This is a genomic window from Pseudomonas sp. NFX98 (genome assembly GCF_047784845.1).
Classification (GTDB): domain Bacteria; phylum Pseudomonadota; class Gammaproteobacteria; order Pseudomonadales; family Pseudomonadaceae; genus Aquipseudomonas.
This window is the reverse complement of sequence record NZ_JBLNNF010000002.1, coordinates 438,327-462,961: the sequence shown is the minus strand read 5'-3', so window position 1 is coordinate 462,961 and position 24,635 is coordinate 438,327. Positions and strand designations below refer to the sequence as shown.

The following is a 24,635-nucleotide window of genomic DNA, read 5'->3' as shown; positions in this document are numbered from 1 at the left end:
GCCGCAGGCTGCGATCTTTTGATCTTGTTTTTAAGGTCAAGATCAAAATATCGCAGCCTGCGGCAGCTCCTACAAGTGATGTGTTAAACGAAAAACAAGTATTCAGGTGATGCAATGATGAAGGTGAAGATCGAAAGGATCGTCGACGAAGCGCTGGATATCCGTTCCTTTCGCCTCGTGCGCAGTGACGGCCAGCCGCTCGACACCTATGAACCGGGTGCCCACGTCGACCTGACCGGGCCGACCGGCGTAACCCGCCAGTATTCGCTGTGCAGCCCGCCACAGGATCGCCGCGCCTACCTGGTGGCGGTGAAGAAAGAAGCGCAGTCGCGCGGGGGGTCGCTGGCACTGCACGAGCAAGTGGAAGAGGGCATGGAGCTGGAAATGGGTGCGCCGCGCAACCAGTTCCGTCTCGATGAAAGCGCCAGCGAACATGTGCTGTTCGCCGCCGGTATCGGCGTCACGCCGCTGCTGAGCATGGCCTACAAACTGGCGGAAAGCGGCCAGCCGTACCGCCTGCATTACTTCGCACGCTCGGCGCAATACGCGGCGTTTACCGAACTGTTGGCGACCAATTTTGCTGATCATGTGGAGTTTCACTACGGCATCGAACCTGCGGATCTCGACGGCGCATTGAGTGCTTGCCTGGATTGCGCCAGCCCTGCGGCCCACGTCTACACCTGTGGCCCGGCACCGTTCATGAACAAAGTGGTGGAAGTCGCGTCGCGCAGTCGCGCTGATGAGGCCATTCACCTGGAACACTTCGCCGCAGACCCGGCCGCCAACAGCGCCCCGGCCGGCACGTTCGAAGTGGAGCTGGCCAGCTCCGGCGTGGTGCTGCAAGTACCGGCCAATTCCAGCCTGGTCGACGTGTTGCAGGCCCACGGTTGCGACATCGACACCGAGTGCCGCGAAGGCATTTGCGGTACCTGCATCGTCGAGGTGCTGGACGGCGTGCCGGAGCACCGCGACAACTGCCTTTCCAACAAGGAAAAGGCCTCCAACAAGCAGATTTGCGCCTGTGTTTCCCGGGCACTTTCCGCTCGTCTGGTATTGGACATCTAAGCGCTTTCTTCACTGGAAAGCTGACGCCGGAGCCTGTTGAATGGCGCCCGGCGACCATCGAGGGAGGCGATGGCTGGAAGACGAAACTTTTTTACCGAACCGCTCGACGAAGCGGACGGCAATAAAAACAAAAAACGTGAGGCTTTGCGGACATGATTACAGCATCGGCGGTGCGCAATGAGGCGTTCGAAAGTTGGTTGAGCCAGGTGAACCAGGCTTGTGGGCGTTTCGATGCCCGCGCGCTGGACACCGACTTCTACGGCGAACTGGCGGAATTTCGCAGCGGTGCGATCAACCTGAGCGTGGTCGACATGGCGCACGTGCATTTGTATCGCACCAGTAAGGACGTCAGCACCAGCAGCGATGGCCACTACTACGCGGTGTTCCAGATGCGTGGCAGCTCACAACTGGAGCAGGGCGACAACCGTGCGCAACTGGGCTGTGGCGACATCGCCCTGATCGACGCCAGCCGTCCGAGTGACATGACCTACAACGACGATTCCCGTCAGTTGTCGTTGATTCTGCCGCGCCAGGTGGTCGAGCGTGGCTCGCACTTCAACGCGGTCAACTGCGCCACCCGCATCGCCGCCAGCAGCCCTCTGGCTTCGATGGCCAACAGGCTGGTACTGGAGACTCGTCAACAAGAAGGCCTGGACATGCAGGAAAGCGAAGCGGTGCTCGACGCCCTCGCGAGCTTGCTGCTGCCGGGCATCAGCGCCCTGGACAACGGCGGTGACGCCCACGAGCGGCAGTTCCGCAAGATCATCGCCTTCATCGACCAGCACATCAGCGACGAAGCCCTGTGCCCCGAGATGATTGCCCGTGAGGTCGGGGTTTCGGTACGCGGGCTGTACCGGATGTTCTCCAAGCGCGGCCTGGTGGTTGCGCAATACATCAAGCACCGCCGCCTGGACTTCTGCGCGGAAAACCTGCGCCGCGCCGATGTCGAGCAGAAGCTCTCGGCGTTGTGTTATGCGTGGGGGTTTTCGGATTCCAGCTACTTTTCGTCGGCGTTCAAATCACGCTTCGGTGTGTCGCCAGGGGCTTATCGCAAGCGGTACAGCCAGATCTGACACTGCACATCCCCTGTAGGAGCTGCCGAAGGCTGCGATCTTTTGATCTTGTTGTTAAAGCAAAATCAAAAGATCGCAGCCTCCGGCAGCTCCTATAGAGATCTCCAGCGAACACAAAACCACTGTGGGAGCTAGCCTGCTAGCGATGGCGGCCTCATGGCCGCCACACATCCCTCAATGCCGCACCGGCTCTTCCACCGGCAAATGCAGCACCTCGCGCACCAGCATGGCAATGCTGGTCACGCCCATCTTTTCCTTGATCTTGGTGCGGTGCACGTCAACGGTTTTCACGCTGATGTTCAGCTCCCGCGCGATCACCTTGCTGGCCTTGCCATCGATCACCAGCATCAACACTTCACGCTCGCGGGTGGTCAGCAGCGCCAGTTTGCCTTGCAGGTTCTGACGCTGCTGCTGATCGGCCTGGGCGTGCACGGCAGTCTTCAGCGCGGCCTGGATGCGGTCGATCATCTGCTGCGGGTTATAGGGCTTCTCGACGAAATCCAGCGCACCGTTCTTCATTGCCGTGACCGACATCGGGATGTCGCCATGGGCCGAGACGAAGATGGTCGGCAAGGTGCTGCCGCGCTGGTTGAGGATCTCCTGCAACTGGAAACCGCTGGTCTCCGGCATGCGCACGTCCAACACCAGGCAGGCGGGCTGCTTGGGGTCGTATTGGCTGAGAAACTCTTCGGCGCCGGCAAAGCACTGCGCCTGCACGCTGACGGACTCCAGCAACCACGCCAGCGAAGTGCGCAGGTCCTTGTCGTCGTCAACGATGTAAACAATCGGTTTGCGGGTTTCCATCAGGGCTGCCACGAAAATTTCTAATTATTGTTTTCGCACGCGAACGCGCGGCACGCATCGGCTCATCTTTGTGAAGCCAGTGTGCAGAATACCCACTGTCGCCGGCCCTTGCGATAAAGAAACCACCTAGTCGACTAGCGGAAACCCAACCTCACCATGGGGATCGTCAGAATGGTTGCGCCGCGCTCGCAGCCTTAGTCTTGTTCCATCACCTACGGGCCGCTTTACGACGCGGTCCTCCTGAAGGAAGGGGCATCGACATGGCCGACCTGAGCCAGCAGCAAATCGACTTTCGCAACGCCATGGCGCAACTGCCTGCTGCGGTGAACATCATCACCACCAACGGCCCCGGCGGTCGTTGCGGTATCACCGCCAGCGCTGTGTGCTCGGTGACCGACTCGCCGCCCACCGTGCTGGTCTGCGTCAACCGCAACAGCGCCACCCACGATGTGTTCCGTACCAATGGCCACCTGTGCGTCAACGTGCTGTGTGGCGAACAGGAAGAACTGGCCCGACACTTCGCCGGCATGACCAAGGTGCCGATGGATGAGCGTTTCGCCTGGGACTTGTGGGACGACGGCGCGGCCGATGTGCCGGTGCTGCGCGACGCTCTGGTGCAACTGGAAGGACGTATCAGCGAGTGCAAGGAAGTGGGTTCGCATTCGGTGATGTTCGTGGAACTGACGAAGGTCGGCGTGCGCGAACCGCGTGACAGCCTGGTGTATTTCAACCGGTTGTTTCATCGTGTTGAGCATGCCAGCGCGGCTTGATTGAGACCGCGTTATCGTTCATCGCGGGCAAGCCTTGCTCCTACAGGATCTCCTGCAAACACAGAGTTTGTGTACGCAGAAGATCCTGTAGGAGCAAGGCTTGCCCGCGATGGCGGTCTATCAGACCTGCAAATACTCCCGAGCCAACAAGCAAGCCCGTTCAATCAACATCGGCGCCATCTCAATCGCCGTCGGCGTGCCCTGGCGGGTGTGAATCCAGCCCAGGTACGTGGTGCCGCGCAGCATCAGGAACAACGCCAGGGTCTTGCGATCCGCCTCGGTCAGTGGCTTGACCGCGTTGTAACCGTCGAGCAGCGCCGCCTTGATCTGCTCGTATCGCGGATCATCCAGACAGAAATACAGCGCCGTCGCCAGTTCGAACATGTGCCAGCCAAACCCGGCGTCGTCGAAGTCGATCAAACGCAGTTGCGGCCCTTCGACCAGCAGGTTCTCCGGCACAAGGTCAGCGTGAATCATGCCGAAGTTGCCCAAGTGCCGACCGTACTGGCGCAGGTCCGTGCGCGCCGTGCGCCGGGCCTGTTGCAACAAATCCCGCTGCTCATCGCTGAGCTGCGCAAGCTCCCAGAAACGCCCCCAGAACGGGTTGGCGCCAATCAAGCCTTCCTCGTCCCAAGCATGTCGGACAAATTCGTCCGGCTGCTGCCAATCCGCCGAATGCAGGTGAATGCGCGCAGCAATTGCACCGGCTTCGTTGAACAGGAAATCGATTTCGGTATCGGCCTGCACGCCAGCCTCGGAGGTGCCAGCGGTGGCGCCGGGTAGCCAGGCGAGCATGTCGATATGACGCGGCTCGCCGATGTCCTGGTGGGTGACTTCGATCAAATGACTTTGATTCTGCGCACGGATGATCTGCGGCACGGTGATACCGGCACCCGCCAGCGCTTCCATCCATTGCAGCTCGGAGCGTAGCGCGGCCTCGCAGTGATAGCCGTTGCGATGAATGCGCAGGGCTACCCGCTGACCGTCATGGCGACGGGCGGAGAACACCGCGTTTTCGCGGAATTTCACCAATTGAATGTCGGCGAACTCGCCGTCCCAATGTTGCAGGGCATGGCGCGCCAGATCGTGCAGCCGGGCGACTTGTTGTTCGTGGTTCAAAGCATGGAAATCAGTCATGGCAAGGCCTCAAATCGCGCTGAGCGCGTGATCCAGCGTGTCAACAAACAGGTCGGCGTGATCGCGGCCGAACACCAGCGGCGGGCGCAACTTGAGAATGTTGTCGCCGGCGCCGATCTTGCTGATCAGCACACCGTTGTCGCGCATGTCGTTCACCACCTTGCGCGCCTCAAGTCCGGCCGGCTCCTTGCTGGCGTGGTCGCGTACCAGTTCCATGGCGAAGAACAGGCCTTTGCCGCGCACGTCGCCGATGATCGAGTGTTTGCCGGCCAGCACTTGCAGCCGTTGCTGTACATAGGCGCCGACGCTTTGCGCATTGCGCAGTAGTTGCTGATCTTCAATCACATCCAGTACCGCCATGCCGACTGCCGCCGCCACGGGCGAACCACCGAAGGTGTTGAAGTACATGGCGTGACGGCCAAACGATTCGACCAAGGCCTTGTGGGTGATCAACCCGGCCAGTGGATAGCCGTTACCCATCGGTTTGCCGAGGGTCACGATGTCCGGCACCACGCCGTGGGCCTGATGGCCCCACAGGTGATCGCCGGTGCGACCGAAACCGGACTGCACTTCGTCAGCGATGAACAAACCGCCCGCCGCGCGGATCAACGCGGCGGCCTTGTTGACGAAACTGGCCGGCACCCGTGGCAGGCCTTCGTTGGCGAACAGGGTGTCGATCAGCAACGCTGCCGGGCGAATCCCTTGGGCCTGCATCGAGGCAATTGCCGCCGCGATGTTGGCCGCATATTCCTCGGCCAGTTGCGCTTCAGTGGTGCCGGCCGCCGCGTGGTACAGGCACGGAATCGGCACCGCACGGGCGTGGGCGGCGAAGGGTTCCGGCGAGGGCAGGGCAGTGGTGACTTCGGCCAGCGACGCCGAGTTGCCGTGGTAGTTGTAGTCGCTGACGATGATGCCGGTGCCGCCGCTGGCGAAACGCGCCAGACGCAGCGCCAGTTCATTGGCCTCGCTGCCGGTGCAGGTGAACATCGCTGTGTCCAGCGGCTCTGCGAAGGTGGCGGTCAGACGTTCGGCGTAACGCACCACTTGCTCATCGAGGTAGCGGGTGTGGATGTTCAGCGTGGTGGCCTGACGGTGCATCGCCTCGGTTACGTGCGGGTTGCAGTGACCGACGCAAGGTACGTTGTTGTAGACGTCGAGGTAGCGGCGACCGTCGACATCGAACAGCCAGACGCCTTCGCCGCGTACCAGGTGCAAGGGTTTGTCGTAGAACAGCGGCGAGGCGCTGCCGAGTACGCGGTGACGGCGTTGCAGGAGAGTGTCTTCAGGCATGGTCTGGAACCTCGATAACGCTGCGGCGAGTGCGCAGCAGGTAATTGAAAATGCACAGGGTGAAGGTCACAGCGAGGGCGATCAGCATCAGCATGTCGAGCTGGAAGCAGGCGGCGATCACCACCAGGGTCAGGGCCAGGCCGAGCCATGCCACCAGTTTTCCGCCGATCAGGGTGAACGGCCGAGGCAAGTCCGGCTGGCTGTTTTTGATGCGCAGGTAAGCACCGAAAATGAACAGGTAGCAAACGTTGAGCAGCAGCACGACCGCGAGCATCACCGTGGCTGGGTCGACTTCGGAAAGCGGCAGGCCGATGGCGCCGATCAGCAGGAGTGCCGGGTACGGCGTGCCGCGCTTGCCGGTCTTGCCCAGCCATTGCGGGAACAAGCCGTCGCGGGCCATGGCGAACAGTTGCCGTGATGCTGCGTAGACCAGCGAAAAGAAGGTCGCGATCAGACCAAACACGCCACCGCAGCCAATCACCTTGGCCAGCCATGAGCCTTCGCCGAACGCGCTGTTGCTGGACATCGCCGCGTACAGCGGGTCGCCCGCCGAGCCCACCAACTCGACACCGCCAGCACCCGGCGCGCACACCAGCACCACCAAAGCAGTCACCAGCAACGTGCCGATGGCCGCGAGAATGCCGCGTGGCATGGTGCGACCGGGGTTTTCCGCCTCTTCCGCCGCCGAGCCGGTTTGCTCGACGGTGATGAACAGCCAGATGGCGAACGGCACGCAGGCGAAGATGCCGCCGAGGCTGACCGGGGTTGTGACATTGGCTGGCAACGCCAGCAGGTTGGCCAGTTCGACATGCGGCGCCATGGCCACGCCGAAGGTCAGCAGGGCGACGACAGCGATCACACCGGCAATGAACGTCAGCCCCATGGCTTCACCGACACCGCGCAGGTGAATGCCGATGATCACCACGAACAGGGCGATCTTCACCGGCCAGCCACCGATGCCGAAAATCGACTCGGTGTAGGCACAAATGAACGTCGCTGCCGCGCCGGTGCCAATGGTCAGGGCCAACGCGCAAGCCACGCCAACCAGATAACCCACGAACGGCCCGAAGGCACTTTGCGCATAGACGAACACACCGCCAGCGCTTGGCAACGCCGTGGACAGTTCCGCCACACACAACGCCAGCCCGCCACAGAGCAGCGCCATCAACAACGTGGCGATCAACATGTTCAACCAGCCCCCGGCCGCCAGCCCGAAGTTCCAGCCGGAAAACTGCCCGGCCACCACCAACGCAATTCCAAGGCCGGCGATCTTTGGCCAGCCCAACGCACTTTTCTTGAGCACAGAAGTCTCCCGCGACCCGAAGGCCGATTTATTGTTTTAGTGAGAAATGAAGGGGGTTCAGCGTTGCTTCGCGCCCACTGGATGGGGCAGTCTCGATACTACGCCGGGGGTGCCGCGCGGCATGTTTGCGTGCATGCCATGTGGTTGGTTGTGGGTGCCAGATTCGACACGAACCCTGTGGGAGCCAGCCAGCCAGCCAGCCAGCCTGCTTGCGATGGCGGGTTGTCAGTCGATAGTGATGTTGGATATGCCGGCCTCATCGCGAGCGGGCTCACTCCTACACGGGATCTTCAGTGAGCACAAAATCTATGTACGACGAAAATCCAATGTAGGAGCGAGCTTGCTCGCGATGGCGGGGTCTCGGTCACCATTAATGTTGAATATATTGGCGTCTTTACGGGTATGCCCGCACTTTCAGGGGAAGCTTGTTGGTTTTGGTAGCTATTGATATGTGGGAGCAACGTTTACCGATGGGCTGAGGAAGTCTATGTGATAGCCAGAAGAGCCATCCCCAATAGCCAAGTGAACTCCACTGATGCCCTCGTTTAATTGAGAGTTGGTTTTGTAGTTGATGCTCGTGGCGATGCTGTCGTTTACTCCAATGGCAAATTCAGTCAGTTTGAGTCCTCGACGGCCCGCGGCTAGATCAAGCAATTTCACATGCTCGTCATCGTTTATTTTTAGTGAGGTAACGGTGTTGTTTTTAACGGATAGCACGGCTCCTTTCTCGGATATCAGATCGCTCAACCACTTTAGAGAGTTTTTTAGCCCGTCAGGTAATTTTGAATTTGGTTTTCTGAGAACTGTAAGTATGCCGGCTATCTTCATGGTTCCATGAAAACAGAATGGACTTGGATTTTGTGAGTTCATGTGGGCGTAATGAACTTCGAAAAATTCTGCTACAGACTGAATAAAATCGATTTCAATATCTTCTGCAATCAACGCGTAGGGCTGTGCGTGAGAAAAAATCGTTACCTGTGCGTCGGCGTCATTTCCCGTCAACGCAAAAGAGTCGTGTGAGTTCAGCATGTTCAGCACCCGTCTCTGTGCAATTAAAGCCCGCTCAAAGTCACTCCTCAATAGGAGGTTCAGGCTATAAAGTGCGCTATCCAGAGTGGGGTCGAATACTTGCACGGCACAAAAAACGATTTTCTTGTTTTCAGTGTTTTTCGCTATCTCAAATACCCGTTTTGCTGCGTCATTGGTGAAAGAAAAAACGATGCTGTTTTTTGGAAGAGCAGCAATATCGGAAATGTTGGCTGTCTTGAATCCAAGCTTTGAGCATTCCTGTAGGAATACTTCAGAGTCAGCGATTATCGAAGGTTCCTCTGTGCCGAAGAGCGTTTTTATCATTGTTGATGTTGACATGAATACCTCCTTGTTTAATCGATGGGCGGCAAGATTTCTCTTGGCGCCCATTGGCATCATTTATCCTTCAATGTGAGCCCAGGCTAACGGAGCCCAACCAAAGTTCTCCGGACCAGAAGCGATGCGGTTGAGTTTTTCTTTAGACGTGATTTTGTTAGTCATTTGATCATCCTTTTTCATTTTGTTGGTTTGTGCTACCCCGTTGATTTGCAGGGGCGGAATAATTAATACAGATTTTCTTGATGTATTAAATGATTAATTTTGAACTTTTTAGACTTAATAATGCTTTGGAAAGCTCGTATACGGCGTTGTGAGTTATTTGTGTAGTTCGCAGCTGTAGTCCACTTCTGAAAACTGAGTGTTTCGCCGCATTTTGGTTGTAGCTGTAGAGCCGAAATCGTTAGTTTGATTGATGGGGTCGGTTTTTAGGGGATCTCAAACTCCAACGGTTAATAAGGAGCTTTTCAGTGCAGGAATCGAAGAAATATCTGACGGAAATGTCCATACAAAAAGCCTTGTTGCTGGCTGACTTAACAGAACCTGCCACACCCGATCACGCCGTCCGGTTATTGCTGAATGAAATCCTTCAAGGATTGGCTAATCAGGGTTGGCCAAAAGCGCAAGTGCAGACAGGAGCGAGAATTGTCTCGGCGGAAGAAAACTACGGTTTGCTTGGTTATGACCCATCTGAAATCACCCTTGGAAGTGCGCATACCCGGTGGGTTGACGCGTGCTCTCTGCTGCGCACGCAAACCACTAGCCAAATTCCGGTAGCGCTTCAGCGAGCGGCCAAAATACGACAGCCAGGTCAGACAATATTGCTAGCCGCGCCCGGCATCACTTTCCGTCGCGATAGCCGTGACCGTTGGCATTGTGCGGAGCCGCATCAGATGGACATTTGGGTTCTGGGTGATCCCGAGTTGGCGACCCCTGAACACTTGTTGCGCCTGGTAAGCGATATTCTCAAATCTGCCGTGCCTGACAAAGCCTGGATCTACAGCGACAGCCCCCACCACTACACCGAGGGCGGGATCGAAGTGAATGTGCTGAATGATGGTGTCCCGGTGGAGGTCCTGGAGTGCGGTCGAATTGCCAAATCCTTGTTGGAACGGCTGGAAATCGATCCTTCGCTTCATGGAGGACTGGCCTTGGGAATGGGCCTGGATCGCCTGACCATGCTGCGCAAAGGCATCCCGGATATTCGCTTGTTGCGTGACCAGAACGAACGAGTGAGGGCGCAAATGCAGGATTTGAATCCTTGGAACGCTGTCTCACGTCTGCCTTCGATTGCCCGTGACATTTCGTTAGCTGTAACGCCGGGACAAAGCGAAGAAGTATTGACCGAAAAAATGCTGCAGGCTGCTGGCGATTGTTCTGACTGGATCGAAGAGATGCAGGTAAGGGGACGGTGGAAAATCTCTGATCTGCCATCGCAGGCCATTGATCGACTGGGGATGTTACCGGGGCAGGAGAATGTTCTGCTGCGCGTTGTACTGCGTGATTGTTCGCGGTCAATCACCACAGCCGAGGCAAATACCTTGTACTCAAAAATCCAGGCGGCGCTGCATGAGGGCACGCCGGGAGCGGGTTACAAAATGGATCTTCCCGCTGTTTAACGGGCATTGGTGTTGCCAGTGTCGGCCTCATCGCGGGCAAGCCCGCTCCCACAGGTTTCTGCGGTGACTGCAAAAATTGCATTCATCACAAATCACTGTGGGAGCGGGCTTGCCCGCGATGGTGGCCGGTCAGACACCATCAAATTCAGATGCGAAAACTCCCCACCAACTGATTCAACCTTGCCGCCTGTTGCTCCAGCTCGGTACACGCGCGCAATGTCGCTTGCAGGTTTTCCACGCCTTGCTGGTTCAGCGTGTTGATCTGGGTGATGTCGACGTTCAGCGCTTCGACCACGGCAGTCTGTTCTTCGGTGGCGGCGGCGACGGACTGGTTGACGTTGTCGATCTCGCCGATGCGTTGGGTGACGCTGCCCAGGCGGGTGCCGGCGAGGTTGGCGATGGTGACGCTTTCTTCGCTGTGTTGCTGGCTTTCGGTCATGGTGATGACCGAGTCGCGGGCGCCGACTTGCAGCTCTTCGATCATCTGCTGGATCTCCAATGCCGAGGCCTGGGTGCGTCCGGCGAGGCTGCGCACTTCGTCCGCCACCACGGCAAAACCACGTCCCGCTTCACCGGCGCGGGCCGCTTCGATCGCGGCGTTGAGCGCCAGCAGGTTGGTCTGCTGGGAGATGCCCTTGATCACTTCGAGGATCTGCCCGATGTTCACGGTCTTGTCGTTGAGCACTTCGATGTTGGTGCACGACGCACTGATCTTGCCCGACAACTCGTTCATCACCTCGATCGTGCGTTGCACCACCTGGCGACCGTCTTCGGCTTGTTGCCGGGCGCTGGACGCCTGATGCGAAGCGTCGGAGGCGTTGTTGGCGATTTCCTGGGCAGCGGCGCCCAATTGATTGATCGCGGCGGCCACGCTGTTGGTGCGGCTGGATTGATCGTCGAAATTGCTCAGCGACGAGTTGGACGCGTCCAGCACGCGGCGGGCGCCTTCGTTGACGCCGAGGGCCGCTGACGACACCTCGCGCATCGAATGGTGAATGCGCTCGACGAAGCGGTTGAACGCCGTCGCCAGTTGGCCGATCTCATCCCGCGATTGCACCTGCAGGCGTCGGGTCAGGTCGCCTTCGCCCAGGGAAATGTCTTCCATGACCCGCGTCAGCACTTGCAGCGGCCGGGTGATGCGTTGCGCGGTGTACCAGATCAATAGCAGGCCGAGCAGTGCCGAGCCGCCACCGAGCAGCAGTTCCAGCGCCGTGCTCTGCACGCCTTGGGCGTCGAGTTCCTTTTGCAGCGTCGCGACCGGCGCCAGCAACACGTCTTGCGGCACGCCCACCAACACTCCCCACGGCGCGGCGCCGGCAATCGGCGGCAGTGGTTCGAGGACCTTGATCTGTTGCGGGTCGACAAACACCTTTGGCTGGCCCTGACGCAAGACGTCCATCACCTCGGTATTGTCCATCGGTTGGCCGAGGCGGCTGACATTCTGACTGTCGGCGGAGATCACGCCACGGGGGCTGACGATGCTGATCTGACCGTGACCGTCGAACAGTTCAAGCGCACTGGCTTCGCTGTTCTTTTGCAATGCGGCGAGGTTGATGTCGAGGCCGACCACGGCGATGACCTTGCCGTTTTCCATCAGCGGGAAGGCGACGCTGGTCACCAGTTTTCGACTGCCGGAGGCCTCGTCGAAATAGGGCTCCAGCACACAGGCCTGACGGGTGTCGCGGGCGCAGGTGTAGAAGGCGTTGTACGGTGCGCCGCTCGGGCCGGGCTCGGTGTTGGCCAGCAGGCCTTCGTCGCCGATCACCGCTTGCAGTTCGCCGGGTTTGCTCTGCACCCAGTACAGGGAGAAACGACCGGTTTCGTTGCTGCCCAGATCCGCTTTGTCGACGAAACCAGCGTCGGCGCCGTCCAGGGCATCGGGTTCAAAAATGACGTAAAGCCCGAGCAGGTCGGGCTTGTCGATCAGGGCCTGGTGAAGCTGGGTACTCAGCTCCTGGCGCAGTTGTTGGCGGGTCAGATTGCCCTGATGTTGAAGTTGCCTGAGGTACAGCAGATACCGCGACAACCCCTGGCCGAATTCGTGGGTTTGCATGAAGGTGCGTTGCACCTGCATGGCCTGCACTTTGCCCAGCGCCTGCATGTGTTCCTTGGCGGCGTCGGCGAGCATTTCACCGCTGGCCTCGGCCACTTGCTGGCTGCTTTTGTGCGTCTGGTAGAGCGACAACCCCATCAGCAAACCGACCACCAACAACAGGCAGAGGCCGGCGAGCAGGGCGATCTTGCTCTGGATCGTGAGGAAACTTTTCTGCATTGGAAATACCTTTTTCCTTGGAGAACAATGGCGCTGCCGTCACGACCTTGTAGGAGCTGCCGCTGGATGCGATATTTTGACTTTTAAAAACAGGGTCAAAAGATCGCAGCCTGCGGCAGCTCCTACAGGGCGTGTGTGACCGCCGGCGAGTTTAGAAAGTGGTGGCGAAAATCAGCTGGCTGTAGAGGTTCTTGTCGTTGTTGCCCAGCTGCGTACCGCCCTGATCAGCGCTCTTGTCCGGCTGGAACAGACCCACCAGCGGCATGACCGTGATGTGGTCGTTGAGGTGCCATTCGGCGTACAGGTCGATTTCGTGGCCGTCGGTGTTGCCCAGGTCGCGGTCGATGGTGTCGAAGTTGAAGTACATCGCGCCGACGGTCAGGTTCTCCAGCGGCGAGACAGTGAACTTGAGTTGCTGGATGCGCGAGTTGCTGTTGAACGGGCCGGCGTAGTTGCCCGCCACTTCACCCTGGAACCAGGTGCCGAAGCCACGGCTGAAACCGTAGAACAGGGTGTCGTAGCCTTCCGAGAAACGGCTGTAGCGGTAGCCGGCATACGGCGTCCACGGTGCGTCGGAAAAGGTCCAGCCAGCTTCCAGATACCAGGCGTCTTCGGTAGCGGTGTGCGGTTTGTCCTGCTTGGCGTATTCGCCGGAGAGGAACAGGTCCTTGACCCCGGCGTTGCCGGTCGCGCGCAGGCTGTAGGTTTTCATGCCGTCGCGTTCGAGTTGCGCGGGGGAGGCGTACTGCTCGTCGATGTCTTTGGTGTCGACGTAGGTCAAGCCGACGGTGCCGGCTTCGGACACGTGCTCCAGGGTGCCGACGTACATTTCGGTCATGGCCTGGGCGCGGTTGTTGGATTTGAGCCACATCAGGTCGCTGCGCCAGCCTTCCTTGCCGCCGATCCGCAGCACTGCCGTTTCGTCGAAGGCCTTGCGCGCGGCCAGCCAGTAGGCGCCGCCACGGTTGAACTCGCCGTCGGCCAGGCCTTTACCCATGTTCAAAGCGTCGCCGTCAATCAGGAAGCCGTCGCCGACCACAATGTTCTGGCGACCGAACGACAGGTCGATGCCATCGGCACCCAGGACCGGGAACAGGTCAGCCGAGCGCCAGCCGAGGTAGGCGTCTTCGAACTTGGTGGTGCGTTCCGAACCATCGCTGAAACCTGCGGCATCGCCGTCGCCCCAGGTGCCGGAGCTGAGCATGTTCGCCGCGCCGTAAGCGGTGCCGACACCGCCCAGGCCTTGGTCGAAACTCAGGCCGTACTTGATGTAGCCCTCGCGCCACGACGACGAACCTTCGTCGAGACGACCCGACAGAGCATAGTTTTCCTGGCTGTGGAACACGCCGAAAACCGCTTCCAGCGTGGCGTTCAGGTGACTGTCGTCATCGGCGTAGAGTTCGTAGGCTCCGGCCTGGCCAGCGCTGATCATCAGCGCGAGAGTCGAAAGGCGAAGCAAGGGGGACTTGAGCATGGTGTGGCATCCGTTCTTGTTCTTGAGCGCAGGTTTGCGATCTGCCCGGATACTAAGTCGCGGCTTTTTTCCAGCCTTTTGCCTGTTTGCCAATTAGTTGGTCGTGCGTGCCAGATTGGTCGGTTTGGCAGAAGCGCCAACACAACTGGCACGCAGGGCAAAACCTGCAAGCCAATGACCACCGACAATCCCGCTCAACCTGCCGAAGCACCGTGGTGCCGGCATCTTCAGTGTTGGCGTTCGTCTGCTGGCGAACGCGTGGATTTTCAAGGTCGTTTCTTATGTTCACCGCCCTGCGTTTGCCCCTCATTGGTTTGTTGTCTTTCACCCTGGCCCAGGCCGCACTGGCGGCCGATTGCGCACCGGTCAAAAGCCGTGGCGCCGAAGTCTTCGCCAATGAATGCGGGGTTTGCCATGCCGTGAGCAAAGGCACGGCCGGCATGATGGGGCCAAACCTGGCGGGTGTGGTCGGGCGCAAGTCCGGCTCGCTGGAAGGCTTCAACTACTCGCAAGCCATGCGCAACAAGAACATCGACTGGCAAGCCGAGAACATCGAACAACTCATCACCCAACCCCAGGCCTATGTGCCTGGCACCTACATGCCCTACATGGGCATGGCCTCGGCAGATGATCGCCAAGCGGTCGTGTGCTTCCTCAAAGAACAAAAGTAATCAGCCGGATCACCGACTGAACAACTCATCTGCATGAAAGGTGATTTATGAGCAACGTTGAAATTCTGCCGCAGGTCGCTGCATTCCTGGATCGTCGTCACGGCTGCTTCATTGATGGGCAGTGGGTGTTTGCCGAAGGCGAGAGCATTGCCGTGGTCAACCCGGCCACCGGGCAAACCCTGTGCGAAACCCTGGACGCGCCGCTGGAAATCGTCGAGCGCGCCGTGCAGTCGTCGCACAAAGCGTTCAAGTCCGGTGTGTGGTCTGCGCTGCGCCCGGCTGATCGCGAGCGCATCCTGCTGAACTTCACCCGTCTGGTAGAAGAACACGCCGAAGAGCTGGCGCAACTGGAAACCCTGAGCCAGGGTAAGTCGATCAACATGGCTCGCGCCCTGGATTTGAACGCCACCGTGGAGTTCATGCGCTACATGTCCGGATGGGCAACCAAGATCGAAGGCCAGACCTTCGATGTGTCGATCCCGCTGCCGCCAGGTGCCAAATTCACTGCGTTCACCAAGCGTGAGCCGGTGGGTGTAGTCGTTGGCATCGTGCCGTGGAACTTCCCACTGCTGATCGCTGCCTGGAAACTGATGCCGGCGCTGGCCACCGGTTGCACCGTCATCATCAAACCAGCCATGGAAACCCCGCTGACCGCCATGCGTCTGGCTGAACTGGCGCTCGAAGCCGGGATTCCCGCAGGCGTGTTCAACGTCGTGACCGGCGGCGGTGCTTCGGTCGGTGGCGTGCTGACTTCGCATCCGCTGGTGAGCAAAGTGTCGTTCACTGGCTCCACCGCCGTGGGCAAAAGCATCGGTGTGGCGTGCATGGAAAACATGACGCGCTTCTCTCTGGAACTGGGCGGCAAGAACCCGATGATCGTGCTCGCCGATGCCGATATCGAAAAAGCCGTGCAGGGCGCGATCCTAGGCGGCCTGCTGAACAACGGTCAGGTGTGTGCGGCGGCCTCGCGTTTCTATGTGCATCGTTCGATTCACGACAAATTCGTCGAAGCGCTCGCCGCGGCAGTCTCGGCCATGCCGATTGGCGACGGCATGAACTGCGACGCAGCGATCAACCCGCTGGTGTCGCGCAAGCAGCAACAAAGCGTGCTCAAGCACATTGAACTGGCCCGTCAGGAAGGCGCTCGGGTCGTGACCGGTGGCGAGTTGCTGGAAGGCGATGGCTTCTTCGTGCAGCCGACCATCCTGGCCGATATCGACCACAGCATGGCCGTGGCCCGCGAAGAAGTGTTCGGTCCGGTGCTGGGCGTGATGCCGTTCGACGATGAAGATGCCGTCATCGAACTGGCCAACGACAACCGCTACGGTCTGGCCGCCAGCCTGTGGACCAACGATCTGGGCAAAGCGATGAACCTGGTGCCGCGCATCGAGGCCGGTACGGTTTGGGTCAACGCCCACGTGCTGCTCGACCCGGCGATGCCATTCGGTGGCGTCAAGCAGTCGGGCATGGGCCGCGAGTTCGGCCGCGCGGTGATCGAGGCTTACACCGAGCTCAAGTCGGTGTGCATCGCGCATTGATGTTCGACTTGTAGGAGCTGCCGAAGGCTGCGATCTTTTGATTTTGGTTTTTCGAAACCAGATCAAAAGATCGCAGCCTCGTTGCACTCGACAGCTCCTACAGGATTGGCGTCACGCCGCAGGCGGTTTCGCCAGTTCTATCCCGGCGGCGCTCAGCCGCTTGAGAATTTCGAACAGCAGCTCGCTCTTGATCGCGGTGACCATGCGCGGGCTGCTGACATAACCGGTGATGGTCAGGGTAATGCCTTCAGGCTTGAGCTGGCTGAAACGCACCATCGGTGCCGGTTTGTCCAGAATGGTTTCGTGCTCGATGTAGGTGTTGTACAGCAGGTTGCGCACTTGCTCGGGGTCGATGTCCAGCGGGAACATCAGTTCGAGTGTCGCCACCCCTTGGGCGCTGCCGCCGAGGGTGACGTTGCGCAGGTTCTGCGAGATCAACTGCGAGTTGGGCACGATCACGATCGAGCGGTCGGCCAGTTGTATTTCCGTGGCCCGCACGTTGATCCGGCGGATGTCACCCTCGACCCCGCTGATGCTGATCAGGTCGCCAACCTTCACCGGGCGTTCGGTCAACAGGATGATGCCGGAGACGAAGTTCTTGACGATTTCCTGCAAACCGAAGCCGATCCCCACCGACAAGGCGCTGACGATCCAGGCCAGATTCGTCCACTTGACCCCCAGCGACGACAGCATCAGCAGAATCACCAAGGCGTAGCCGATGTTGGAGAACAAGGTGCTGAGCGAGGCGCACATGCCGGGGTCCATTTCGGTTTTCGGCAGGAATTCATTGTCCAGCCAGCGGCGCAATGAGCGGATCAGGTAGATGCCGATGATCAGCGCGAGCAAGGCTTGCAACAGGTTGGCCGGGACGATGTTCAGTTTGCGCAGGCCGTCGCCCCCGAGGATGGCGAGGATGTTGGTGGCCAGTTGGCCGAGCGTCGACCCGACCCCACCCACCACCAGCGTGATCAGCGCCAACAGCAACAGCATGGCGCGGCCGAAACCGGACAGCAGGATCGAAATCTGCTCCAGGCGCGTGTCACCAATGCCCAGTAATTGCTTGAGGGCCTTGCCCGTGGAATAGCGGGGCGAAAACAGGAATTCGCAACCGTCCTTCACGATCTGGATCAACAAGTAGAAGCCGGCAAAAATGATGAAGAACCACACCAGCTCGTAAGTGATGAAGCGCGACAGCGACACATAGCCGATAAGCAAGGCAACGAGCGAAACCACAATCGCTATGCTGGCGAACGAATAAATCACTCCGGCCAGCGTCCGACCCGCTTCCGGGGCGACGCCGGCAATGACCATGGCTCGGCGGGTTTTGCTGACGCGCAACAGCAGCAACGCGATCAATGACGAGACAATCAGTGCAACCAGTCCCCGGACAGAGATCACCATCTGCGAGCTCATGCCGGTGGCATTGGTCATTTGTGCCAGCGATACCAACACCAGCAGCGCAAAGGACAACCGTACCGGGTAGGGTTTGATGGCCAGGGCGAGTGGGTCGGCAAAGGCCGGCAGTCGCCACGAAGGGTGTTGCGTGGACAGCAGCGCGCGGCTCAGACCGGTGATCAGCACACAGGTATAAACGATCTTTTCGAAGTCTTGGGAAAACCCCAGCAGTTGCGGCGTCAGGGGCAGTTCTCGGGTAACGGTAAAGAACAGCAACTGCAGGGCAATCCAGGCAGACAGGATCGTGGCCACGACCGAGGCCAGCGCCAGGGCACTGCGCCGCAGGCGACCTTCAGGCATTCGATGAACGCACAACCAGGTCAGCCCGCGTTCGGCCACCCTGCGACCGAAGATCCAGAAAACCAGGGCCACGGCGAGCAACAGGCTGGTCAGCAGGCGTTCGCCGGGTTGCCAGGTGGCGCCTAGCGTGGTGCCGATCTGCTGGATGAATGCGCTGAATTTTTGCCGGTCTTCCTGCGGCGGATTGAACAGGGGGGCCCAGAACCAGGGATTGAGCACGCTCCGGGTTTGCTGGGTCACTTCGGTTTCCAGCAGGCTGCGGCGGATGGCGGCGATCTGGAGCAGCAGTTCGGCGGCGCTGGTTTTGAGGGTCGCCAGGGTTTTGAGCCGGGAGTCGATGCGGTTTTTCTGCTCGGTCAGGGCCGTTCTCTGATTGGCGATTTCGGATTTTTCCGACGCGGCCTCTGCCAGCGGGGTTGGCCCCAACACACCCAGTTGCGCCTGCAATTGAGCCTGTTCGGGCAACAGCAGTGCCGTCAGCCGATCAACTTCCCGGATCAGTGCCTGGACCAGATCCTGCGGGCCTTCGAGCTGGCTGTAGTTGCTGACCAGGGACACCTGCTGTTTCAGGTTGCCGAGCTGGTTGAGCAGCGCATCCAGATCGCCTTCGGAAACGCTGGCGGGGGCTCTCGTGAGGCTGTCGGCCGGAGCGTCTGGTACGGGCGCCGCCGCGAGCATCGCGGCGCTCGACGCGAACAGCAGCAACGCCATGACCATCATTAACTTCAATGCATTACGCATAGGAGCGCTCGACTGGTTGTTTGTCACTCAGCCTATGAGGTTAGGTCATGACTCACGTTATCGAGGCTTTTTTGATCGGATGCGCTACAGCAAGAGCAAAAGATCGCAGCCTGCGGCAGCTCCTACAGGAGATCGCATTCCAATGTAGGTGCTGCCGCAGGCTGCGATCTTTTGACTTTTCAGGCGTTATTCACCTGGCCGCCGCGCCGGGAAAACCAGCTCAAAACAGGTAACGCCATCAGCGCTGCTGACGCTGTACGCGCCGTTGTGCAACTGCATGATCGTCGCCACTATCGACAGGCCCAGGCCGTTGGATTGCGCCGAGCGTTCGCGGGATTCGTCGACCCGGTAGAAGCGTTCGAACAGCCTGGGCAGGTGCTCGGCAGGAATGGTCTGGCCGTGGTTGCGCACTTGCAGGTGGATGCCGTCGGCCTGCGGTGCGGCGTGGATGTGCAGCGCCGAGTCAGGCGCGCCGTACTTGATCGCATTGGCGCACAGGTTGGCCAGGGCGCGGCGCAGCAGCATCGGTTCGGCCCAGATCACGCCGCTGCCCCGGGCATCGATGCGGATTCCGACATCCGCCGCGAGCCCTTCGAAATAGTCGGCCATGCGTTCCATCTCGTCGGCGGCGTCCAGCTCCTGGCGTTGACGCAGGGCGCTGGCCGGGTCGGTGCGCGCGAGGAACAGCATGTTGTCGAGCATGCGCGCCAGGCGTTCGAGTTCCTCGACATTGGACGCGAGCAACTGTTGATAGGCCTCGATGCTGCGGTTCTGCTGCAAGGCGACCTGGGTTTCGCCGAGCAGATTATTGATCGGCGTGCGCAGCTCATGGGCCATGTCGGTCGACACTTGTCCCAGTTGCACGAAGCCTCTGCCGAGGCGATCGAGCATGGCATTGAAGGCGTCGATCATCGGCAGCAGTTCCAGCGGTGCACCCTGGCTGTTGAGGCGCTCACCGAGGTTGCCCACGCCGATGCCTTGGGCATGTTGGGCCACGCGCCGCACCGGCAGCAGACCGCGCTGCACCAGCACGTAGCCGGACAGTGCCAGCAGAATCGCCGCCACGCTGGCGAACAGATAGACGTTGAGCCGATAGTTGGCGAGCACCGCCGTGCGCTCGGTCATCAGGCGCGCGGTGACCACTTCCAGGGTGCCCTGGTCGCCGGAGTCGATGGTCGCCGCCAGTGCCGAAAAAGGCACGCCGTTGATGCTGGGCAAGTGATGCACGTCGCCAAGGCTCAGCGGGTGATTGAGAGGCATCGGCGCCAGCGTTGGCATGCTCAGGTTGCCCGGATTGACCACCAGCAACGGTGTTTGGCCGGGCGCGCCTATGGTCAGAAGGGCCTCGCGGTTGCCCAGCATGTTCTGGAACAGCGCCGGTTTGGTGCGGATAAGCTCCAGGGTGTTGCTGTCGTTGAGGAACGTGCGCAGTTGATCGATGCGGGTGATCAGGGCGGCATCGTCGCGACGGATCAATTCGTGCTCCAGGTCGTGGTACAACGCCACGCCCAATGCGGTCAGTGAAACAAACGCGAGAAACGCAAACACCAGCGCCAGATGCAGCGTCAGGGAATGGCGCAGACGCGACAGGCGGTTCATGGCTGCGTATCGAAGCGGTAGCCGATACCACGCACGCTGTGGATCAACTTGAGCTGGAACGGGTCGTCGATCTTCAGCCGCAACCGGCGAACCGCTACATCCACCACGTTGGTGTCACTGTCGAAGTTCATGTCCCAGACCCGCGAGGCGATCATCGAGCGCGACAGCACTTCACCCTGATGCGTGGCGAACAGGTGCAGCAGGGCGAATTCCTTGTTGGTCAGGGTAATGCGCGTGCCGGCGCGGGTGACGCGGCGCTTGAGCACGTCGATTTGCAGGTTTTCGATCTGCAACTGTTCTTCTTCACGGGTGGGACCGCGGCGGGTCAGGGTGCGCAGGCGGGCGACCAGTTCGGCAAAGGAAAACGGCTTGATCAGGTAATCGTCGGCGCCCAGTTCCAGGCCCTTGATGCGGTCGGCGATGTCATCGCGGGCGGTGAGGAACAGCACCGGTGTGTCGGCTTCCTTGCGCAGGCGGCGCAGGACTTCCCAGCCGTCCATTTTCGGCATCATCACGTCCAGCACGATCACATCGAAATCGTGCTCCAGCGCCAGGTGCAAGCCATCGACGCCATCGCGGGCCAGGCTCACGGTGTAACCGAGTTCCTGCAAGCCGTTGAGCAGGTAATTACCGGCCTTGGGTTCATCTTCGACGACGAGAATGTTCATGGGGTTCTGCCAGGTGTGGGGTCAGCAAGGTTCAGCGCCGAGCAGGCGGGCTACAGCGGCATGTCCGTGCCGCCAGTGTAGCCCGTTCATCTGCCGATACGCAGGGATGACGATCAATGCTCATTGGTGCAACCGCTGCCCTGGACCAGGTAATCCAGCTCGTGCTGGCGACCCTGATGGTCGAGGTAGCTCAGCTCGGCGGGGATGATGCCGCATTGCTGCGAAATGTCGGTTTCGCCGGTGACTTTGGCGATGTCGAGGTGGACGAACGCAGCGTCTTTGTCGTGGATCACTGGCGCGGTGCTTTGGGTATCGGCAAAGGCCGAACCGGTGGCGAGGAGGGCAGCGAAACCGAGGATGTACATTTTCATGATAAGTCTCTCTTTTAAAGGTGGTGGTGGCTGTCGGCGAGTGGGCCTGGCAGTGAGTTCAGGTTAACCAGGCGATCCGAACAGCCAGCCAACAGCTTGATGACAAAGTTGTAATAAACCGGCGGCGGGTTATGACTGGCGACCGGCGGCAGCGAGGATCAGGTCGGCGATTTCCTTGGAGTGGGACACCAGCGACAAGTGGCTCGACGGCAATTCGATAGTGGTCGCACCCATGCGCTTGGCGAGGAAGCGTTCCAGGTCCGGATTGATCGTCTGGTCCAGGCTCGACACCGCGTACCACGACGGCTTGGTGTGCCAGGCTGCGGCGGTGATGCGCTCGCTGAACAGGGTCTTGGCGATCGGTTGCTGCACGGCGAACAGCTCCATGGCCCTGTCGTGGGGCACGTCGCTGGCGAAATACTTGAGGAAGGCGTCTTGTTTGAGGCTTACATAACCGTCGTGTTCTTCAGTGCCGGCACGCACGGGCATGGTCGGGTACTTGGCCGAGAGAGCGACGAAATCTTCCCCGGCATCCGGTGCCCGCGCGGCGACATACACCAGCGAACTGACCTTCGGATTGACCCCGGCCTCGCTGACCACGGTGCCGGCGTAGGAGTGGCCGACCAGTACCGTCGGGCCATCCTGCTGATCGAGTACACGCTGGGTGGCGGCGACGTCGTCAGCAACTGAAGTCAGCGGGTTTTGTACGGCGGTGACGTGCAGGCCGGCAGCCTGCAAACGGGAAATCACGTCCGACCAGCTGGAGCCATCGGCCCAGGAACCGTGCACCAGCACGACGTTGTTGGCCTTGACCGGAGCAGTCGCGGTGGCAGCCATGGCGGAGCCGGTGCCCAACACGAACAGGCTGGCGGCGATCAGGCAGAGTTTGCTCAATGGATTCATGGTATCGACCCTTGTGATCATCAGTGGATGGCGTGTCACCCGGTGTGGGTGACTGACGACTCCACTGTACGAAGCGAGGGTGCTGGCTTCGCTGACAACTCAATGACAAGTTTGTAATGAACTGCTTTTTGTAGGAACACGGCTTGCCGGCGATGCCGTTCTCAAGGGCGCCATCGCCGGCAAGCCGTGCTCCTACAGGTGATAGGCGGCATGCAGGTTTAGGTGTACGCCAGCAATCGGCCGCAAAGGATCACGCTGACCCAGATCACGATGGAAACCAGCGCCTGCAACTTGGCCACGCCGGGTGCCGGGGCGTCGGTATTCCAGGACGTGACGGATCGGTATACGCCGACATGGAACAGCACGGCGTTCAGACCCGCCGTGGCAATCAGGCTCAGCTTGAGGATGAAAATGTCATTGGAGGCGAAGTCGTGCGGGTGGGCGGAAAACATCATCAGCCCGGCCGGGACGATCAACAGCAGGGCCGCCACGGACCACGGCAGGAGATGGCGGGCGAGGGCGGTCACCTGAATAGTGCGCGAAACCCCGAGCACCCGCAGGTCGAACATCACCACCGAACCGACCAGGATCGCGAAGCCGAGAATGTGCACCACCTCGACCAGCGGGTACAGCCACAAATCGCCGCGCATGGCAGCCCCAAGCGACGAGTCATTCAGCCAGTCCATCCAGCCCGCTTCGGTTGGCATCAGCGCAACTCGGTGGTTTTGTCGCCGATGGTGATGCGTTCTGCGCGCAACTCATCAGGTTTGTTGCGGTTCTGATAGCCGACCACGGTGGCTTGATTGCCGACCGCCAGCATGTCCTTCGATAGCCCTCGGTTTTCCATGCGCGAAGGCGGCGCGAGGACCACGTTCCAAGTCTTGTCCGCCGTTTTCAGGTTCACGAAGCCGTGGGGATGGGAATAGCCGGCTTCTTCGATGGTGCCGCTCAGTTGCAAGGGCTTGCTGGAGTCGTACTCGCTCCAGCCGTGATGGGCGAAGGCCGCCGTGGCCATTAGCAGCAATGACACGCCGATGCACTTGAGCATGATGTTCATGGCAGGGATCTCCTGTTTGCGTCGTTGTTATTCAGGATAGTTGGCGCATTTCGAGGGCTGGAACACCCTGATCAAAAGAATGTTTCAGTCTGTGACGCAAGACCCGCAAGACCCGGCAGGCCTTCGACGGAACCATGTTCTACGCTTACCCGCAAACGGCACCCATAAAAACAATGCTAAAGGGAGATACACCATGTCCGCTTTGTTTCGTCGCGTCGGTCATAGCCTGGCTGTGGGCCTTGTCGCTGCCGCACTCACCACACCTGCGCTGGCGCTGGACACCGTCAAGTTCATGGCCCCCGGTTCCGTGGGCGGCGGCTACGACCAGACTGCCCGAGTGCTGGGCAAGGCCCTGATCGAGGCCAATGTCGCCAAGGCCGTCACCTTTGAAAACAAGGGTGGCGCGGGTGGCACGCTGGGGCTGGCGCAGTTTGCCAACAGCACCAAGGGTGATCCGAATGCGCTGCTGGTGGTCGGCGCGATCATGGTCGCGGGCATCGAACAGAACAAACCGCAAATCAGCTTGAAGGACGTAACGCCGATCGCCCGGTTGTTTACCGAATACAACGTGATCGCCGTGCGCAAGGAATCTCCGTACAAGACCCTCGACGACCTGATCAAGGACTTCAAGGCCAAACCCTCCAGCATCACCTGGGGCGGTGGCTCCAAGGGTTCCATCGACCACATCGGCATTGCCGAACTGGCCGGCAAGCTGGATGTGCCGGTCAACAAGGTGAATTACATCGCCACCGGCGGTGGCGGTGAAATCGTGGCCCAAACCCTGGGCGGGCAAATCAAAGTGCTGACCGGTGGCTATGCCGAACTGGGTCAATACATCAAGAACGGCCAGATCCGCGTACTGGCCATCGGCGCCCCGGAGCGCGTTCCGGAGATCGACGCGCCCACCCTCAAGGAAAGCGGCTACGACGTGGTGATCGGCAACTGGCGGGGTGTGTATGGTGCCGCCAACCTCACACCGGAGCAGCGCAAAGAAGTGACCGATGCCGTGCTGGCCGCCAGCAAAAGCAAGGTCTGGCAGGACAACATCCGTATCAATGCCTGGACGGAAAGCGTGCTGACCGGTGATGACTTCGGCAAATTTGTCGATGAAGAACACGTGCGGTTGCGCGCGATGCTGGTCAAGGTCGGGCTGCTCTGAA

20 protein-coding genes and 2 pseudogenes are annotated in these 24,635 nt (G+C 59.8%); 7 read left to right on the top strand and 15 right to left on the bottom strand.

Going from position 1 to position 24,635, the window contains the following annotated elements; translation table 11 throughout:
• Positions 1-114 precede the first annotated feature (114 nt).
• Positions 115-1,065, top strand: coding sequence for a PDR/VanB family oxidoreductase (locus tag ACM110_RS04500; RefSeq protein WP_416126752.1), 951 nt, complete (start codon positions 115-117; stop codon positions 1,063-1,065).
• 152 nt (positions 1,066-1,217) lie between these two features.
• Positions 1,218-2,138: a transcriptional regulator FeaR gene (gene feaR, locus ACM110_RS04495; protein WP_416126751.1), complete on the top strand. Its 921-nt coding sequence runs from the start codon at positions 1,218-1,220 to the stop codon at positions 2,136-2,138.
• A gap of 174 nt (positions 2,139-2,312) precedes the next feature.
• Here feaR and ACM110_RS04490 read toward each other — a convergent pair whose 3' ends face one another.
• Positions 2,313-2,942: a response regulator transcription factor gene (locus ACM110_RS04490; RefSeq protein ID WP_416126750.1), complete on the bottom strand. Its 630-nt coding sequence runs from the start codon at positions 2,940-2,942 to the stop codon at positions 2,313-2,315.
• Between the two features lie 260 nt (positions 2,943-3,202).
• Here ACM110_RS04490 and hpaC point away from each other — a divergent pair, with 260 nt between their 5' ends.
• A complete protein-coding gene (gene hpaC, locus ACM110_RS04485) occupies positions 3,203-3,712 on the top strand; it encodes a 4-hydroxyphenylacetate 3-monooxygenase, reductase component (protein ID WP_056723075.1) in 510 nt (169 codons plus the stop codon).
• Positions 3,713-3,832: 120 nt separating this feature from the next.
• Here hpaC and ACM110_RS04480 read toward each other — a convergent pair whose 3' ends face one another.
• The 4 genes from ACM110_RS04480 to ACM110_RS04465 form a co-directional block, all read right to left on the bottom strand.
• Positions 3,833-4,849 carry a phosphotransferase enzyme family protein gene (locus ACM110_RS04480; RefSeq protein ID WP_416126749.1) on the bottom strand — a complete coding sequence of 339 codons (1,017 nt, stop codon included), beginning with the start codon at positions 4,847-4,849 and terminating at the stop codon, positions 3,833-3,835.
• A 9-nt stretch (positions 4,850-4,858) separates the two neighbouring features.
• Positions 4,859-6,139 carry an aspartate aminotransferase family protein gene (locus ACM110_RS04475; RefSeq protein ID WP_416126748.1) on the bottom strand — a complete coding sequence of 427 codons (1,281 nt, stop codon included), beginning with the start codon at positions 6,137-6,139 and terminating at the stop codon, positions 4,859-4,861.
• Positions 6,132-7,442 carry an amino acid permease gene (locus tag ACM110_RS04470; protein WP_416126747.1) on the bottom strand — a complete coding sequence of 437 codons (1,311 nt, stop codon included), beginning with the start codon at positions 7,440-7,442 and terminating at the stop codon, positions 6,132-6,134. The genes ACM110_RS04475 and ACM110_RS04470 overlap by 8 nt, the downstream gene beginning before the upstream one ends.
• 441 nt (positions 7,443-7,883) lie before the next feature.
• Entirely contained in the window at positions 7,884-8,810 is a 927-nt protein-coding gene (locus ACM110_RS04465) for a hypothetical protein (protein ID WP_416126746.1), read from the bottom strand.
• A gap of 467 nt (positions 8,811-9,277) precedes the next feature.
• Between ACM110_RS04465 and ACM110_RS04460 the strand changes: the two genes are divergently transcribed.
• Positions 9,278-10,426 carry a hypothetical protein gene (locus ACM110_RS04460; protein WP_416126745.1) on the top strand — a complete coding sequence of 383 codons (1,149 nt, stop codon included), beginning with the start codon at positions 9,278-9,280 and terminating at the stop codon, positions 10,424-10,426.
• Positions 10,427-10,571: 145 nt separating this feature from the next.
• Here the strand turns inward: ACM110_RS04460 and ACM110_RS04455 are convergent.
• From ACM110_RS04455 to ACM110_RS04445, 3 genes and pseudogenes are all read right to left on the bottom strand, one after another.
• Positions 10,572-11,171, bottom strand: a pseudogene (locus tag ACM110_RS04455) (methyl-accepting chemotaxis protein); the annotation flags it as partial.
• A gap of 258 nt (positions 11,172-11,429) precedes the next feature.
• Positions 11,430-12,479: pseudogene (locus tag ACM110_RS04450) on the bottom strand (HAMP domain-containing protein); the annotation flags it as partial.
• Positions 12,480-12,849: 370 nt separating this feature from the next.
• A complete protein-coding gene (locus ACM110_RS04445) occupies positions 12,850-14,172 on the bottom strand; it encodes a hypothetical protein (RefSeq protein WP_416126744.1) in 1,323 nt (440 codons plus the stop codon).
• A 281-nt stretch (positions 14,173-14,453) separates the two neighbouring features.
• Between ACM110_RS04445 and ACM110_RS04440 the strand changes: the two genes are divergently transcribed.
• Positions 14,454-14,843, top strand: a complete 390-nt coding sequence (locus tag ACM110_RS04440) for a c-type cytochrome (RefSeq protein WP_416126743.1) — start codon at positions 14,454-14,456, stop codon at positions 14,841-14,843.
• A gap of 47 nt (positions 14,844-14,890) precedes the next feature.
• Positions 14,891-16,381, top strand: coding sequence for an aldehyde dehydrogenase family protein (locus ACM110_RS04435; RefSeq protein ID WP_416126742.1), 1,491 nt, complete (start codon positions 14,891-14,893; stop codon positions 16,379-16,381).
• A 111-nt stretch (positions 16,382-16,492) separates the two neighbouring features.
• On the opposite strand, the gene ACM110_RS04430 is transcribed toward ACM110_RS04435, so the two are convergent.
• From ACM110_RS04430 to ACM110_RS04400, 7 genes are all read right to left on the bottom strand, one after another.
• Positions 16,493-18,877 carry a DUF3772 domain-containing protein gene (locus ACM110_RS04430; RefSeq protein ID WP_416126741.1) on the bottom strand — a complete coding sequence of 795 codons (2,385 nt, stop codon included), beginning with the start codon at positions 18,875-18,877 and terminating at the stop codon, positions 16,493-16,495.
• A gap of 186 nt (positions 18,878-19,063) precedes the next feature.
• Entirely contained in the window at positions 19,064-20,476 is a 1,413-nt protein-coding gene (locus tag ACM110_RS04425) for a heavy metal sensor histidine kinase (RefSeq protein ID WP_416126740.1), read from the bottom strand.
• Entirely contained in the window at positions 20,473-21,144 is a 672-nt protein-coding gene (locus ACM110_RS04420; RefSeq protein ID WP_416126739.1) for a heavy metal response regulator transcription factor, read from the bottom strand. The genes ACM110_RS04425 and ACM110_RS04420 overlap by 4 nt, the downstream gene beginning before the upstream one ends.
• Before the next feature lie 113 nt (positions 21,145-21,257).
• Complete coding sequence (locus ACM110_RS04415; protein ID WP_416126738.1) at positions 21,258-21,515, bottom strand: DUF2790 domain-containing protein; 258 nt, start codon at positions 21,513-21,515, stop codon at positions 21,258-21,260.
• Between the two features lie 129 nt (positions 21,516-21,644).
• The gene (locus tag ACM110_RS04410; protein WP_416126737.1) at positions 21,645-22,418 is read right to left on the bottom strand and encodes an alpha/beta hydrolase; all 774 of its coding nucleotides are present in this window, start codon (positions 22,416-22,418) and stop codon (positions 21,645-21,647) included.
• A gap of 218 nt (positions 22,419-22,636) precedes the next feature.
• The gene (locus ACM110_RS04405) at positions 22,637-23,125 is read right to left on the bottom strand and encodes a DUF6644 family protein (protein WP_416126736.1); all 489 of its coding nucleotides are present in this window, start codon (positions 23,123-23,125) and stop codon (positions 22,637-22,639) included.
• Complete coding sequence (locus ACM110_RS04400) at positions 23,125-23,475, bottom strand: DUF6152 family protein (RefSeq protein WP_416126735.1); 351 nt, start codon at positions 23,473-23,475, stop codon at positions 23,125-23,127. Before ACM110_RS04400 ends, ACM110_RS04405 begins: the two co-directional genes overlap by 1 nt.
• 193 nt (positions 23,476-23,668) lie before the next feature.
• On the opposite strand from ACM110_RS04400, the gene ACM110_RS04395 reads away from it, so the two are divergent.
• The gene (locus ACM110_RS04395) at positions 23,669-24,634 is read left to right on the top strand and encodes a tripartite tricarboxylate transporter substrate binding protein (RefSeq protein ID WP_338581545.1); all 966 of its coding nucleotides are present in this window, start codon (positions 23,669-23,671) and stop codon (positions 24,632-24,634) included.
• Position 24,635 lies beyond the last annotated feature (1 nt).